The organism is Rhodococcus sp. NPDC059969 (assembly GCF_042738325.1).
GTDB lineage: Bacteria > Actinomycetota > Actinomycetes > Mycobacteriales > Mycobacteriaceae > Rhodococcus_F.
Genome location: NZ_JBHWUF010000011.1, coordinates 74,921 through 90,892, shown reverse-complemented (window position 1 = coordinate 90,892; position 15,972 = coordinate 74,921). Strand labels below are relative to the sequence as shown.

The window sequence follows — 15,972 nt, the reverse complement described above, 5'->3', positions numbered from 1 at the left end:
CTTCCTTTCCCCGTTGGGGTTACGGTTGCCGGTCACCCGGCAACCTGACTGCCAATTCAAATGTGAACTACGCCCCCGGGCTGCTCTTTCAAGAGCAACCCGGGGACCGAAACCTAGTTCGCGAGGTCGTCGACCGTCGCAGCTTCGTTCCTGGACAGGTTGATGCCCAGGTTCGCTGCGGCCCGCTCCAAGTCCTCGTCGTCGCCGTCCGCCATCGTGATGGCCGCGCCGTCCGAGGACAGCACCTCCACGTTGAGGCAGAGCGACTGGAGCTCCTTGAGGAGCACCTTGAACGACTCGGGGATGCCGGGTTCGGGGATGTTCTCGCCCTTGACGATGGCTTCGTACACCTTGACTCGACCGACCACGTCGTCCGACTTGATGGTCAGCAGTTCCTGCAGCGTGTAAGCCGCGCCGTAGGCCTGCATCGCCCAGCACTCCATCTCACCGAAGCGCTGGCCACCGAACTGGGCCTTACCACCGAGAGGCTGCTGCGTGATCATCGAGTACGGACCGGTCGAACGAGCGTGGATCTTGTCGTCGACCAAGTGGTGCAGCTTGATGATGTACATGTAACCGACCGAAACCGGGTACGGGAACGGCTCGCCGGAGCGGCCGTCGAACAAGGTGGCCTTTCCGTCGGGTCCGACCATCTGCTCGCCGTCACGGTTCGGCAGCGTCGCGCCGAGGAGACCGGTGAGCTCGTCTTCCTTCGCACCGTCGAACACCGGGGTGGCGATGTTCGAGTCGGCCGGAGCGGACAGCATCTCTTCCGGCAGGGTCGCAGCCCAGTCGGGACGAGAGCCGTCGGACGCGATCTGAACGTTCCAGCCGGTCTTGCCGATCCACCCGAGGTGGGTCTCCAAGACCTGACCGATGTTCATACGACGCGGGACGCCGTGCGTGTTCAAGATGATGTCGACAGGCGTGCCGTCCGAGAGGAACGGCATGTCTTCCTGCGGCAGGATCTTGCCGATGACGCCCTTGTTACCGTGGCGGCCGGCGAGCTTGTCGCCGTCCTGGATCTTGCGCTTCTGTGCCACGTACACGCGGACCAGCTCGTTGACACCGGGAGGCAGATCGTCGTCTTCGTCACGCGAGAACACGCGGATTCCGATGACCTTGCCGGTCTCACCGTGAGGAACCTTGAGGGACGTGTCACGAACCTCGCGAGCCTTCTCACCGAAGATGGCGCGAAGGAGGCGCTCTTCGGGGGTCAGCTCGGTCTCGCCCTTCGGCGTGACCTTTCCGACCAGCACGTCGCCGTCACGAACCTCGGCACCGATTCGGATGATGCCGCGCTCGTCGAGGTCGGCGAGGACCTCGTCGGAGACGTTCGGGATGTCGCGAGTGATTTCCTCGGCACCGAGCTTGGTGTCGCGGGCATCGATCTCGTGCTCCTCGATGTGAATCGAGGTCAGGACGTCCTCTTCCACGAGACGCTGCGACAGAATGATCGCGTCCTCGTAGTTGTGGCCTTCCCACGGCATGATCGCGACGAGCAAGTTCTTGCCCAGCGCCATCTCACCGTTCTCGGTGCAAGGGCCGTCGGCCAGAACCTGGCCGGCCTCGACACGCTGTCCCTCGTCCACGATCGGACGCTGGTTGGCGCACGTGCCCTGGTTGGAACGCGCGAACTTGCGCATCCGGTACGTCTTGCGGCTTCCGTCGTCAGCCATCACCGTGACGTAGTCCGCGGAGATCTCCTCCACGACACCGGTCTTCTCTGTGATGATGACGTCGCCGGCATCCACAGCTGCACGCAGCTCCATGCCGGTACCGACGAGGGGCGCCTCGCTGCGAACCAGCGGGACAGCCTGACGCTGCATGTTCGCGCCCATCAGGGCACGGTTTGCATCGTCGTGCTCGAGGAACGGAATCATCGCGGTAGCGACGGACACCATCTGACGCGGCGAAACGTCCATGTAGTCGATGTCGGAGGACGCGACGAACTCGACCTCGCCACCCTTACGGCGGACGAGAATCTTCGAGTCGGTGAAGCGACCCTCGCGGTCGATGGCCGAGTTGGCCTGCGCGACTACGTGGCGGTCTTCTTCGTCGGCGGTCAGGTAGTCGACGTCATCCGTCACCTGACCGTCGACGACGCGACGGTACGGGGTCTCGATGAAACCGAACGGGTTGACGCGGGCGTAGACCGACAGCGAACCGATCAGGCCGATGTTCGGGCCTTCCGGGGTCTCGATCGGGCACATGCGGCCGTAGTGCGACGGGTGAACGTCGCGAACCTCGAGGCCGGCGCGCTCACGGGACAGACCACCCGGGCCGAGGGCGGACAGACGACGCTTGTGCGTCAGCCCCGACAGCGGGTTGTTCTGGTCCATGAACTGCGACAGCTGGGAGGTTCCGAAGAACTCCCTGATCGCAGCGACGACGGGACGGATGTTGATCAGCGTCTGAGGCGTGATTGCCTCGACGTCCTGCGTGGTCATGCGCTCACGAACCACGCGCTCCATGCGGGACAGGCCCACGCGGATCTGGTTCTGGATGAGCTCGCCGACCGTACGCAGACGACGGTTGCCGAAGTGGTCGATGTCGTCGACCTCGACGGGAACCTCGACGCCGCCCGGAGCCGTCATCGAGGTGTCACCTGCGTGCAGACGCACGAGGTACTCGACGGTGGCGACGATGTCTTCTTCGGTGAGCGTGGATGCAACGATCGGCTGACCCGCGTTCAGGCCGAGCTTCTTGTTGATCTTGTAACGACCCACGCGAGCGAGGTCGTAGCGCTTGTCCTTGAAGAACAGGTTCTCCAGCAGAGTCTGCGCGCTCTCCTTGGTGGGGGGCTCGCCCGGACGCAGCTTGCGGTAGATGTCGAGCAACGCCTCATCGGTGCCGGCGGTGTTGTCCTTCTCCAGCGTGGCCATGAGGATCTCGGAGAAGCCGAAGCGCTCCGTGATCTGCTCGGTGGTCCAGCCGAGTGCCTTGAGCAGGACGGTGACAGGCTGACGACGCTTGCGGTCGATACGGACACCAACGGTGTCGCGCTTGTCGACGTCGAACTCGAGCCATGCGCCGCGACCCGGGATCACCTTGACGCTGTGCAGATCCTTCTCGGTGCTCTTGTCGACGCTCATGTCGAAGTACACACCGGGGGAACGCACGAGCTGCGAGACGACCACACGCTCGGTGCCGTTGATGATGAAGGTGCCCTTGTCGGTCATCATCGGGAAATCTCCCATGAAGACCGTCTGGCTCTTGATCTCACCAGTGTTGTTGTTGATGAACTCCGCGGTGACGAACAACGGCGCCGCGTAGGTCATGTCCTTGTCTTTGCACTCGTCCGTCGAGGCCTTGACCTCGTCGAATCGAGGGTCGGAGAAGGACAGCGACATAGTGCCGTTGAAATCCTCGATCGGAGAAAGCTCCGCGAGGATGTCCTCGAGACCACCGGACACTGCATTGTCGCCGAGTGCCGCTGCTCGTTCGCGCCAACTCTGCGCGCCGATCAGCCACTCGAACGAATCTGTCTGTACGTCAAGAAGCCCGGGAACTTCGAGGGGTTCGCGAACTTTCGCGAACGAAACCCTCTTCGGGGCTCCGGGGATTCCGGAAACTGCCTTGGTCTGGCTAGAGACTGCCAAGATGCGTCCTTCCAGCACCTCACGCGGGCCGCTCCGTGCTGTTGCGACCGCCGCTGTATCTGCTTCGAATTTCGCTGGTTACAACCCGAACGAAACCCGTCGCAGAAAGCAAGAAGTACTTGACTTCGCAGCGGTTGAGACGAGGGGTGGACAGGAGGCAGCCAGCGCAACGTCCAAAAGTACACCCTTACTCAGGAAATGTCGAGTCGGGTGTAACTGAGGGTCTGATTCAGATACTGACGTGAGACTGCCGATCACTCGTCCGTGCATGTTCACCGATCAGAGTGGACCTTGCGGACCGCCCCGTCAAGGGCGAGAGCGCGTGTCGCAGCATTCGAACATTTGCCACCTGCATTCGAACACTGCCACCGGAAGTGTAGCGAGCAACGGCGTCACACACGAAAAATCTGGACCGACATCGTGCGTCGGTCCAGATCTTCGCGCTGGTACGCAGGTGCTACTGGTGTTCTACTGGTCGCGAATCTCCGAGATCAGCCAGTTTCCGTCCTGCTTCTCCAGGCTCACGATGACCATCCCGGAGCGAGAGTCTGCCGCCACGCCGTTCTGCGTCGAACTGACGTTCAGTTGGGCGAGCAACTGCGCCCGGTCCTTCTCGAGCCGTGTGATCCCGATCAGCGGGACATCAGCGGTCGTTGCCGTCTGCGTTTGTTCGACGCCGGCCTTCTGCGTGTCCTTGTACTGGGTCAGTTGGTCACGCATCGACTGATTCAGGCCCTGGACGCCCTTGTCGAAATCGGCGTCGAACGTGTCGGGTGAGAACGTGAAGACTGCGGCCAACGCCGACGGCGTCACGCGAAGAACCTCGGCCGTGGCGCCTTCGTCCACCCAGGCGATGTCGTCCGTCTTCGCGCCGACTTTGAAGAAGGCGATGCCCGCGAGGATCGCGACGATCACCGCTGCTACCCCCAGGATCGCGACCAGGCGCCAGCCGGCCCTGGATGGTGGGGAGGTTGTCGCCGACTCCCCCGCGTCCGTCTCCGGGGCAGCGGGGGCCTTCGACTCTTCGGAAGCGGCCTTCGGTTCGTCGGCGACGGTCTTCGCCGGCTTGGTGAGATCCGGGGCTGGTGTGGATTCCGGGTCGTCGAATTCAGACTTCGCCGGCTCGGCACTGGAGGCTTGTGCCTTCGCGAGGTTCGGCTTCGCTGATTCAGGTGTCGCTGCTTTGGGAGTCACTGCTTCGGGAGTCACTGCTTCCGGAGCCGCTGCTTCTGGTGTCGCTGCTTCCGGCTGCTCGATAGTGGGCTCGACCGGATCCGAATCGGACGTCCCCGCGGGGACGTTGAGCGAGCGAGCACTTCCCGCGATCTTCGGCCGACGGTTCTGCGGGGAGGACGGTCCGCCGGTACGACGTTTGGGTGGCATTACGCGCTTCTCCTTCGAGGGATGTCGGTGTGCAGGTTCGAAGAACTACTGGCCACCGGAATCACCACCCTCGGTTGTCGGTGCAGGAGCACTGGATGCGGGTGCTTCGGTCCCCGAGCCGGGGGCGGGCGTCGCATCGGGTGCCGGCGTGGAGCCGTCGGCAGCCGGCAAAGTGCCGGAGCCGAGGTCGACCCGCGATCCGACCGGATCGGCCGACTGCGCCTTCCAGACCCCGTCCACCTCGACCATTCCGAGCCGCATCCCGAGCTGGTTCTTGACGAACTGGTTGCCCTGCGTCGTGGTCACTCGAACGACGACCAGAGCCGTGGCGGTCCGATCATCGGTGTTGAGTTCGGTCAGAGCGGACTGCACAACCTCGGTGTCAGCCTTCGAGCCGGAGTTACGCAATTCGTCGGTGATCGAATCCTGAACGGTCTGCAGATACGTCGTCATCTCGTCACCGGTCACCGAGGAACGCATGTTCTCGATCGACTGGTCGAGATTGGCCGAGTCCGCGTTGTTGAGATTGATCGCGACTTGCTGCGCACCGATCAGCGCGTCGTCACGCATCTCGGCGGTGGTGCGGTCGGTGGTCAGCGCCCGAACGTACGGGACGCCGAACACACCGAGCGCAACCACTGCCGCCAGAAGCAAGACACCGACCGCAATCAGAGACGCTGTCAGTCCCTTCGGTTTGCCGGTCGTCGGCGTTCCCGCTTCGACTTGCTCGGGCCCGCCGGACTGCGGGGAACTGTTTCTCTGAATCACACTCACTACCCTACTTACCTGTTTTGCCCAGCCTCTGGCCGCGAATCGTCAACTGCCACAACTCAGTAGCCTGAACTGCACAAACTCGATCACATTCGGATCGGTCTACTTCGGTGTCACTCCGAGCATCGGCGCCAACTGCGTCGCGATCGGGTTGAGGTTCAACTTGTCCGGATCGACCTTCGGCTTGAAGTCCCAAGGCTGGATCGTGTCGGGGTCTGCGTAGATCACACGGTTGGCACTACGGACACCCGTCTCGCTGCCCAACGGCACCTCACACGACGCCGCGGTGTTGAGCGGGAAATCCTGCTGGGTGTCGTCGAAATTGGGATTCTGACGCTTCATGTCGTCCAGGATCGCCATCGTGCCTTCGTAACCCACCGTGCACGAGAGCGGATTGTTGGTCTCCAGCACCAAGCCCTGATGGACCGTTCCGTCGCCGGGAGCAACCGTCGGTGCGGCAGCGGCAAGGCCAGGAAGGAAGATCAGGAACGGCTGCAGCGCGATCGTTCGCGGCGCAAGTGTCTTGGTAGTGGCCGCCAGATTGGTCAGGTCGGTCGTCAGGCTCGGACCGCCCTCGTTGATGAGGGCACCGATCTGATCGCTGGCCGGAATGCCGTTGTCGATCAAACGTCGAATGTCCGGGTCGCTGGTACGCAACTGCGCCGTGACAGCGTCGAGATCGGTACTGAACTGCTTGATCGCGGAGGACTGATCCGACTGCGTCGTCAGAACCGTCTCGCTGTTGCGGATCAGCGCGAGTGTCTGAGGCAGAGTGTCGAGACCGGACTGCGAGAGACCGGACAACGAATCGGCCAGGACCTGAATGTCCTCACCCTTGCCGTTGAACGCGGCACCGAGTTCGACGGCGACGGTGTGGAGTGCGTCGACCGGCACGGACTTGACCAAGCCGTTTGCACTGGTCAACACATCCTCGATCGGGATCGGAGTTGTGGTGTCCCCCACCGCAATCACCGACCCGTCCTCGAGGAAAGGTCCCTGATCGGTATCGGGCTGAAGATCGACGTACTGCTCACCGATGGCGGAGCGGTTAGCCACGACGGCACGGGCCGACGAGGGAATCTCCGGAGCACTGTTGTCGATCTTCAGGTCGACCTGAATTCCGTCCTCGGTCAACGACATGTCGCCCACTCGGCCGACCGGAACGCCGCGATACGTCACTTCGGCGTTGGTGAAAATTCCACCGGACGTGGCCAATTCGGTCTTGACCGTGTACTGCCCGAACCCCATGAGGTTGTCCAGACGCACGTACTTGGCACCGACGTAGATGAGACCCAGAAGCGCAACCAAGACAAAGCCGACTAGCTGCCATTTGACCAGAGCTGATCTCACTGTCCATCACCACCGATTCCGAACTGTTCCAGCATTCCCTGGATGGGGTTGAGCGGATCCGCCGCCGGAGCGGGGGTTGCCGGGTCACCGGCCGTTGTCGCGGGAAGACCGGCGACGACGGGGATCTGCGGCAGGATCGGAGCGATCGGCAGCAGTGACACCGTCGGCCAACCCGGCCGCGGTCCGTTGCCGTTGTAATACGGGTTGGACGGATCGACTACCGGCTTGGGATTGCCGAACTTCGGCTGACGGTATTCCGGTTCACCCTGTCCGACACCAAGACCCGAGAGAGTATTGCCGATCTGCAGGTCGACGCTCAGGAAGAGGTTCACCGAACCACCCTGCGCAATCTTCTCGACACCGTCCGGGAACGGGAAGGTCGGGAGGAAAGGAAGTGCCCCGACGAAGTCGTCACCGGAGTCCGCGAGCGCCTGCAGCGTCGGACGAAGGGCCTGAAGATCAGCGATCAGATCGTCCTTCGACTGCGTGAGAACGTCGGTTCCCACTGTTCCGAGTCGATCCACCTGAGCGAGCATCTGCGTCAACTGCGGACGCTGCTCGTTGAGAACCTGTGTCGCAACGGGCAGTTCCTCGAGAATCTTGCCGATCTTCTCGTTCTGATCGTTGACTCGACTCGACAGCACGTCGAGTCCGTCGAGCGCGCGGGTGATGTCGTCACGCTGCTCGTTGAGTCCACCGATGAGAGTGTTCGCCTGCTCCAGCAGACTCCTCGTCTTGCCTTCGCGGCCGTCGAACGCGGCCCCGAGTTCTTCGACGATGGGCTGCAACTGGCCGACACCGCCGCCGTTGAGGAGCAGCGACAACGCGCCGAGAACCTGCTCGATCTCGGTGGCGTGCCGGGTGCGATCGAGCGGGATCAGATCGCCGTCGGCCAGCTTCGCAGAGTCCGGTCCGGACGGCGGGGCCGACAGTTGGATGAACTTCTCGCCGAGCAGGTTGGTCTGCTCGACCGCGGCAATTGCGTTGGCGGGCAGATCAACCGACGAGTCGAGGATGATGCCGACGTCCGCGGTCCATCCGTCCGGTCCGACCGATACGTCGTCGACGCGACCGACGGGAACGCCGTCGACCTTCACAGCGGACTGCGGAACCAAGTCGAGCACGTCGTCGAACTGAATGGTCAAGTGCATCGGATCGGAACCCACATCGGGACCGCCGGGAAGCGGGACAGCGTAGATCCCCTCGGACGAGCAGGCGGTTGCCGAGATCAGGACGACGCACAATCCGGCGCCGACTATCAATGAACGCTTCACTCGCCCTCCCCGTTTCCACTGGTCAGTCGCGGTGACACGACGCCGGGCACAGTGCCCGGAACTACCTGCATCTGTCGTTCGGAACCGGCAAGGATGCCGAAGGGAAGGTTCAGGCCTGCAGCCTGATTGGCTGCGTCGGTCATCGCTGCGACGTTTGCGCACTGGTCGATGGCCGGTTGCATCTGCCGTCCCAACGCCTCGAACCGCGGATCACCGGGCAATAGTTTGCCGAGGTCCATCAACTTGCAGAGCACTCCGGCCGGGTTCTGAAGATCAGGGAACGCCAGACGTGAAGCCAGCACACCTGATTCGGCGTCGTACGAGTTGACCAGGTTGGAGATCGCCAACGGAAGCATGGTGAGCGTGTTGGCCAGGGCTTCCTTGTTGTTCGCCAATGTCTGTGTCGGTTCGACGAGACCCTCGGTTGTCTGGACCAGTTGATCGCGGTTGTCGGCCACGAACTTCGCGACGTCGCCGAGCGCGATCGACAGCTGATTCAGAGCGGCACCGAGATCGTCGCGCTCACCTGCCAGGAATCCGGTCAGGTCCGACAACTGCGTGTTGAACTGGCGCACCTGCTGATCGTTGGCCGCGAGAGCGCCCACGAAAGTATCCAGGTTCTTGATGGTGAGCGAGATGTTGTCACGCGAATCGTTCAGCGTCCGTGCGGCATCCGAGAGGTTGGTGATGCTGTCCCCCAACGCTTCACCGTTGCCTTCGAGGTTGGCCGCGCCGGTCTCGACGAAATCGGACAGCGCACCGTTCTTGTTGGCACCTTCGGGACCGAGTGCCGACGCGAGTTCGTCGATGCTGGAGTACAACTGGTCGACCTCGACGGGCGTCGCCGTCTTCTCGAGCGGAATGACTGCACCGCTGGACATCTTGTCGCCGCCGGTGAAGACCGGAGTCAACTGGATGTAACGGTCGGCAACCACCGAAGGAGTGATCTGTGCGGCGCTGGCGCCGGCGGGGATGTCGATCCCACGATCGACACGCAACTCGACCTTGACCTGATCTCCCTGAGGTTCGACGGATTCGACGGTGCCGACCTTGACACCGAGAACACGAACGTCGGAACCGTCGTAGATACCCACCGACTTGTCGAAGTAGGCGGTGATCTTGGTCGTTCCGGCGCGCGTGAACACCCACCACAGTGCGCCACCGATGACGAGTAACCCGATTAGAACAGCGGCGATGATCGCGACCGAACGCTTCTTGGAGCCGCTTCCGGCTTCGGCAGTGTCAGCCATCAGTTGCCTCCCAACGTACGAACGGGGTCACGGTAGCCCGGAATATCCGGCAGACCCGGCGGAAGGAGGTTCACGACGACCTGGTCGAACCAACGGCCGTTGCCGACCACGTTGGCGTACAGCCGAATGAAGGGTTCGTAGAGCTTCAGTGCCTTGTCCAAGTTCTCGTTGTTGGCCTTCAAGATGTCGATGACGCCGTTGAGCTGCGTCAACGCCGGCCCGATTGCCGCCTCGTTGTCGCGAACGAGACCGGTGAGCTGCTGCGAGACTCGCTGAGTTCCGGTGAGCAACTGCGAAATCGCCTGCTGACGATTGTTGAGTTCCTGCACCAGAAGTCCGCCGTCTCGGATGAGCTGCGTGAATTCCTTGTTGCGATCAGCAAGGATCTGTGACGTCTTCCCGGTCGCGTCGAAAAGCTTCTGCAAGTCCTGATCGCGGCTCGCGATCGTCTGGGACAACCGGCTGACACCGTCGAGCGAGGCTCGCACGTCGCCAGGTGTCTCGGAGAAGGCTTGGGACAACGACTCCATGCTCTTCGCCAACTGGTCGGTGTCGATGTCGCCGACCGTGTCCGCCGCGGCCGAGAAAGCCTGAACGACGTCATACGGAGACGTGGTGCGCTCGAGCGGAATCCGGTCCTTGGGATCGAGGTTGTCGGTTCCGCGCGGATCGAGTGCGAGGTACTTCTGCCCCAGAATCGTCTTGATCTGGATGGACGCCGAGGTTTGATCGCCGACCCACGCGTCGCTGACCTTGAAATCGACAAGTACACGATCTCCGTCGAGATCGACGGAGGTGACCTTTCCGACCTTCACACCGGCGATACGAACCTCGTTGCCGGGCTTGAGCCCGGCGGCTTCGGAGAACTCCGCGGAGTAGGACGAGCCTGCCCCTACGAACGGAAGCGAATCGAGGAAGAACGCTGACAAAGTGGCCAACAGCACCACGAAAATACCGATGGCTCCGGCCATTGCCGGACTGCGACGTTTACTCATCGACCTTGCAACTCCCTCATACCGTCTTGAGTGCATCGCGTGGCCGCGTTGGTGTAGATCGGCTGGTTGACCGTCGGCAGGCCGGTGGGCAGATTCAGCGACGCAGACTGTCCGGGACCGGCGACGATGTCGATTCCACACAGGTAGAACTGGAACCAGGAACCGTAACTCGCGACGCGAGCGAGCTTGTCGAGCTTGACCGGCAAGGTCTCGAGCACCGCATTCACGTCGTCACTACGACGGTTGAGTGTGGTCGCCAAGGTGTTGAGTGCCGTGATCGAGCCCTGGATCGACGGCCGCGTCGGCTCGAGCAGATCGGCCGTCGCGTCGGTCAGGCCGGCGAGTGAGGTGACGGCCGAACCGACCACTCCACGCTCGTTGGCCAACCCGGTGACCAGTTGCTGGGTGTTCACGATCAGCGAATCGAGGTTCTTGTCATTCGCGTTGACGGTGTCGAGAACGTCGTTGAGGTTCTTGATCACCGCGCCGATGACAGCGTCCTTGTCGGCAACGGTGTTGGTCAGGCTCGCGGTGTTGCGTACGAGCTCACTGATAGTTCCCGACTCACCCTGGAAGACCTGGATGATCTGGTACGACAGCTTGTTGACGTCGTCGGCGCTCAGAGTGGTGAACAGCGGCTTGAAGCCGTTGAAGAGCGTCGTGAGGTTGACCGCCGGGCGCGTCTGCGCCAGCGGCAGGGTGTCGCCGCCGGTGATCTTCTTGCCCTGGCTACCTTCACCTTGTGAGAGGGAGATGTACCGCTGCCCCACCAGGTTGCGGAACCGGATCGTGGCGATCGAACTCGCCGGCAGCCAATCACGGTCGGACACCGAGAACTGCACCTCGGCCTGGTTGTCGTTGACGATGGCGATCTTCTCGACCTGCCCGACACGAACTCCGGCAATGCGTACCTCGTCGCCCTCGTTCAGCGAGGTGACGTCGGAGAAGACGGCGTTGAACTTGGTACCGCCACCGCCTCCGAGGTTGGCGATACTGGCTGCCAGCAATCCTGTCGCCAGGACAGTGACCACCACGAAGATGATGAGCTTTGTCAGCGGAGCTGCGAGTCCTCTCATTGGACGCTCACCTCCGCACCGGCGAATGCCGGAGCACTGACCATTGTGGTCCACGCCGGAACGTCGTCCGGCGCAACACCGTTGGCCTGTCCGTAGATCACCTTCAACGTATCCTCTTCGAGTCGCGAGCCCGCGTAGCCGGCCTGCTGTGCAGGACCACTGTTGTTGGTCGAGAAGAGCTGCGGTCCGGAGCCCTCGGGTGCGGGCAGGAATTCCATGGTCGCGGGTCCTGGGTTGCGGGACGGCACCTGGTAGGAACCGTCACCGTACGACCCGCCGGGGTACTGCGGGAACGGGCGACCGGGCTCGGTGACGTTGTCGTAGCAAACCGGGCCGCGGTTGTCGACGAGCCGGGGCTCGTCCTGGTTGGGCAGGTAGCGGCCCTTGGGGTTCACGATCTGAATACTCGCACGCACACCGGGATTGGGCGCGTCGGTGGAGAGGATCTTGGCCGCTTCCGGAGCAGTGTCCGAGAAGCCCTTGAACGTGCACCCGAACGTCGGCGAGTATTGCGCCAACAGCTGGAGCGCTTCGGTCGAATCCGCAGCGAGCGTGATGATCGAGGACGAGTTCGTCTCGAGGAATGCTGCTGTGTTCGACGAGGTCGCCGTGAGCGACGCCAGCAGTGTCCGCAACTGATCCTGCTTCTGCACCACCGTGTTACCCGTGGTCCGCAGATTGTCGAGAGCGTTGATCAGGTCGGGCGCAGCGTCTGAGTACGTCTGGGAGAAGTCTGCGAACTTGCGCAGATCCTCTTGCACGGCAGGTAGTTCGGTGTTGACGCCGCGGAAGATCTCTTCGAGACGATCGACGGTCAATCCGAGCTCGGCGCCGCGTCCCGTCAGGCCCTGAGCGAGAGACCCGAGAGTGTTCGCCAGATCCTGCGGCGGAATGGCCTGCAGGAGTGGGAGCAGCCCGTCCAGAACGTCACCGACCTCGACAGCGTTGCCGCTCTTGTCCTGGTGAATAACCGTTCCCGCGGAAATCGGGGTCGCGGTGGTTCCCTCCGGAATGATCAGGGAGACGTATCGCTCACCGAAAAGCGTCTTCGGAAGCAGACGCGCCGTGACGTTGGACGGAATCAGATCAGCCTTGTCCGGTTCGATCGCGAGGACCGACGTGACCTGGCCGTCTTTCGTCGACGCGGACCGCACCTCGCCCACCAGCAGCCCACGGACCTTGACGTCCGCGTTGGGCGGCAAAGCATTTCCGACGGTGTCGGTCACGAGGTCGATCTTCACGACGTCTTTGAACGTCTTGTTGAAAGTTCCGATGGTGAAGGCCAGGAACAAGGCCAACACCACGAAGAACACGAGCCCGAGCACACGGCGGCGCAGGACTGACGGAGCCTCGATCATCCGGCCACCCTCACTGTCGTCGTGGTGCCCCAGATTGCGAGGCTGAGGAAGAAGTCGAGAACGGCGATCGTCACGATGGCGGCGCGAACAGCGCGGCCGACGGCCACGCCAACGCCTGCGGGACCACCCGAGGCGTGGAAACCGTAGTAGCAGTGGATCAGGATCAGCACGAAGGCGAAGACCAGGACTTTCGCAAACGAGTACAGCACGTCCTGCGGTGGCAGGAACAGGTTGAAGTAGTGGTCGTACGAGCCCGTCGACTGCCCGTTGAACACCGTACTGATCACTCTCGAGGCGAGGTACGCCGCAAGCAGACCCACGATGTACAGCGGGATGACGGCGACGAAGCCGGCGATCATGCGCGTCGTGACCAGGAACGGCACCGAAGGCACCGCCATGACCTCGAGTGCGTCGATCTCCTCGGAGATTCGCATGGCGCCGAGCTGAGCTGTGAATCCACAACCCACCGTGGCCGAGAGCGCGAGGGCCGCAACGATCGGAGCGATCTCACGGGTGTTGACGTAGGCGGAGAGGAAGCCGGTCAGAACCGAGCTACCCAACTGCTCGAGGGCGGCGAAGCCCTGCAGACCGACGACGACACCGGTGAATCCCGACATCATCGCGATGACGCCGATCGTTCCGCCGATGACTGCGAGCGCACCGCTACCGAACGTCACTTCGGCGAGCAGCCGAAGCGTCTCCTTCCGGTACCGGTGCAGGGTGCGCGGAGTCCACGCGATTGCGCGCGCGTAGAACGACATCTGCTCGCCCGCGCGGTCCAACGCGTTCAATGGGATCTTGGCAACTTTGCGGCTCTTCAGCAGGAACTGATCGCCGCGGCCTCGTGCGATGGTCATTTAGGTCAAGATCCCTTCGCCGGCACGATCTGGAGGTACACCATCGTCAGAATCAGATTGGCGAAGAACAACAGCAGGAACGTGATGACGACGGCCTGGTTCACCGCCTCACCGACGCCCTTGGGGCCACCGGACGGGTGAAGTCCCTTGTACGCGGAGATCACACCTGCGATGACACCGAACACCGCGGCTTTGATCTCACCGCTCCAAATGTCCGGTAGCTGCGCAAAAGCTGAGAACGACGAGATGTAGGCACCGGGGTTACCGCCCTGCAGGATCACGTTGAAGAAGTAGCCACCCGCGATACCGACCACGGACACCAGTCCGTTGAGCAGTACAGCGATCAGCACCATCGCGAGTACTCGCGGAACCACCAGGCGCTGAATCGGATTGATTCCGAGGACTTCCATCGCGTCGATCTCTTCGCGGATGGTTCGTGAACCGAGGTCGGCCGTCACGGCCGATCCGGCCGCACCGGCGACCAGCAACGCTGTCACCAGAGGGCTACCCTGCTGGATCACCGCCAGGACGCTGGCCGCGCCGGTGAACGATTCTGCACCCAACTGCTTGATCAGCGAACCGGTCTGCAGTGAGACGACGGCGCCGAAAGGAATGGCTACCAATGCCGTCGGCAAAATCGTCACGCTGGCGATGAACCAGGCCTGCTCGATGAACTCACGGAACTGAAATGGACGCCGGAACGTATTCCTGACGACGTCGACAAACAGTTCGACGATGTTTCCGGCCTGAGTTAATGCTCCGTTGACCGGACTCAGAACCGAGTTGCGGGTAACCCCCATCCGATATGCCTACCCTTGCCCGTGTGTCGTGTTTCCGTAGGGATCGCCCTCGTATGCAGGAATGACCTGCGTGTCTTGCGAGTTGTCGTTCCACTCCCCCTGATAGCCGCTCGCTTCGGCGTACTGGGGATCGTACTGCCCAGTTCCGTCAACCTCGTCCAGGCTGTCCTGAATTGCCGCCTGAGCGTTAGCTGGGAGGGTGTGCATGATCTGGCGGACGCGCTCCTGGCGACGACGAACAGCCTGACGCTCCGGGTTTCCGGGCGTGGCCTTCATCTGCGGCACGATGCCCTCGACGTCGTCGACACCACCGGCGTGGTGACCGGCGTCGACGAGCGCCTGCTCGTGCGCCATCTGAGCCTCGTCCTTCTCCTCCGACATACCGATCGGGCCGATCATCGTTCCGTTGAGGAACTGCTTGACGACGGGTTCGTCCGAGGTGAGCAGAACCTCACGAGGACCGAACATCACCAACTGGCGACGGAAGAGCATGCCGATGTTGTCCGGCACCGTGCGCGCGAGGTTGATGTTGTGCGAGACGATCAGAATCGTCGCGTCGGACTGCGCGTTGATGTCGATCAGGGTCTGGCTGATGTACGTCGTACGCACCGGGTCCAGACCGGAGTCCGGCTCGTCGACGAGGATGATCTCGGGATCGAGAACGAGTGCACGCGCCAGACCGGCACGCTTGCGCATACCGCCGGAGATCTCGCCGGGGAGCTTGTCCTCGGCGCCGACCAGACCGGTGAGGTCCAACTTCTCCATCACGATCTTGCGGATATCGGATTCCGACTTCTTGGTGTGCTCACGAAGCGGGAAGGCGATGTTGTCGTACAAGTTCATCGAGCCGAACAGAGCGCCGTCCTGGAACAGAACGCCGAACAGTTTGCGGATCTCGTAGAGCTCCTTGGAGGAGCACTGCAGGATGTCCGTGCCGTCGATGACGATGGAGCCTTGTTCAGGGCGGAGCAGTCCGATCAGGGACTTCAGGAACACCGACTTACCGGTACCCGAAGGCCCGAGCAGTGCACTGACCTCACCCGCGGGAAGTGTCAACGACACGTCCTGCCAAATCCTCTGCGACCCGAAAGACTTTGTCAGTCCTTGTACCGCTACCTCGACTCCCACCATTACCTCCGCGACGTCCGTTGCATGCATGCACCCGTGTGGGTTGGGTCACTCTATCGCATGGGAGTGGTACCCGTGACTGCGAATACTACTAACGAGTAGGGAAGAAGCATAATTCAGGTCACAGC

The 15,972-nt window shown here is 62.3% G+C and carries 12 protein-coding genes; all 12 read right to left on the bottom strand.

Annotated features, from left to right (window positions below):
- Positions 1–113: 113 nt before the first annotated feature.
- A complete protein-coding gene (gene rpoB, locus ACFWAD_RS24910; RefSeq protein WP_378447187.1) occupies positions 114–3,620 on the bottom strand; it encodes a DNA-directed RNA polymerase subunit beta in 3,507 nt (1,168 codons plus the stop codon).
- 450 nt (positions 3,621–4,070) lie between these two features.
- Positions 4,071–4,985 carry a hypothetical protein gene (locus tag ACFWAD_RS24905; protein WP_378548661.1) on the bottom strand — a complete coding sequence of 305 codons (915 nt, stop codon included), beginning with the start codon at positions 4,983–4,985 and terminating at the stop codon, positions 4,071–4,073.
- Between the two features lie 45 nt (positions 4,986–5,030).
- Positions 5,031–5,759: a hypothetical protein gene (locus ACFWAD_RS24900; protein WP_308251467.1), complete on the bottom strand. Its 729-nt coding sequence runs from the start codon at positions 5,757–5,759 to the stop codon at positions 5,031–5,033.
- A gap of 99 nt (positions 5,760–5,858) precedes the next feature.
- On the bottom strand, positions 5,859–7,106 hold the full coding sequence (locus ACFWAD_RS24895) for an MCE family protein (protein ID WP_378537644.1): 1,248 nt from the start codon (positions 7,104–7,106) through the stop codon (positions 5,859–5,861).
- Complete coding sequence (locus ACFWAD_RS24890; RefSeq protein ID WP_378548659.1) at positions 7,103–8,380, bottom strand: MCE family protein; 1,278 nt, start codon at positions 8,378–8,380, stop codon at positions 7,103–7,105. Before ACFWAD_RS24890 ends, ACFWAD_RS24895 begins: the two co-directional genes overlap by 4 nt.
- Positions 8,377–9,630, bottom strand: a complete 1,254-nt coding sequence (locus ACFWAD_RS24885; protein ID WP_378548656.1) for an MCE family protein — start codon at positions 9,628–9,630, stop codon at positions 8,377–8,379. The genes ACFWAD_RS24890 and ACFWAD_RS24885 overlap by 4 nt, the downstream gene beginning before the upstream one ends.
- On the bottom strand, positions 9,630–10,625 hold the full coding sequence (locus ACFWAD_RS24880) for an MCE family protein (protein WP_378548654.1): 996 nt from the start codon (positions 10,623–10,625) through the stop codon (positions 9,630–9,632). Before ACFWAD_RS24880 ends, ACFWAD_RS24885 begins: the two co-directional genes overlap by 1 nt.
- On the bottom strand, positions 10,622–11,701 hold the full coding sequence (locus ACFWAD_RS24875; protein WP_378447182.1) for an MCE family protein: 1,080 nt from the start codon (positions 11,699–11,701) through the stop codon (positions 10,622–10,624). Before ACFWAD_RS24875 ends, ACFWAD_RS24880 begins: the two co-directional genes overlap by 4 nt.
- Entirely contained in the window at positions 11,698–13,059 is a 1,362-nt protein-coding gene (locus tag ACFWAD_RS24870; protein ID WP_378447181.1) for an MCE family protein, read from the bottom strand. The genes ACFWAD_RS24875 and ACFWAD_RS24870 overlap by 4 nt, the downstream gene beginning before the upstream one ends.
- Complete coding sequence (locus tag ACFWAD_RS24865) at positions 13,056–13,916, bottom strand: ABC transporter permease (protein WP_230812149.1); 861 nt, start codon at positions 13,914–13,916, stop codon at positions 13,056–13,058. Before ACFWAD_RS24865 ends, ACFWAD_RS24870 begins: the two co-directional genes overlap by 4 nt.
- Positions 13,917–13,921: 5 nt before the next feature.
- Positions 13,922–14,716, bottom strand: coding sequence for an ABC transporter permease (locus ACFWAD_RS24860; protein ID WP_003942038.1), 795 nt, complete (start codon positions 14,714–14,716; stop codon positions 13,922–13,924).
- Between the two features lie 9 nt (positions 14,717–14,725).
- Complete coding sequence (locus tag ACFWAD_RS24855; protein WP_007728450.1) at positions 14,726–15,847, bottom strand: ABC transporter ATP-binding protein; 1,122 nt, start codon at positions 15,845–15,847, stop codon at positions 14,726–14,728.
- Positions 15,848–15,972: the final 125 nt, after the last annotated feature.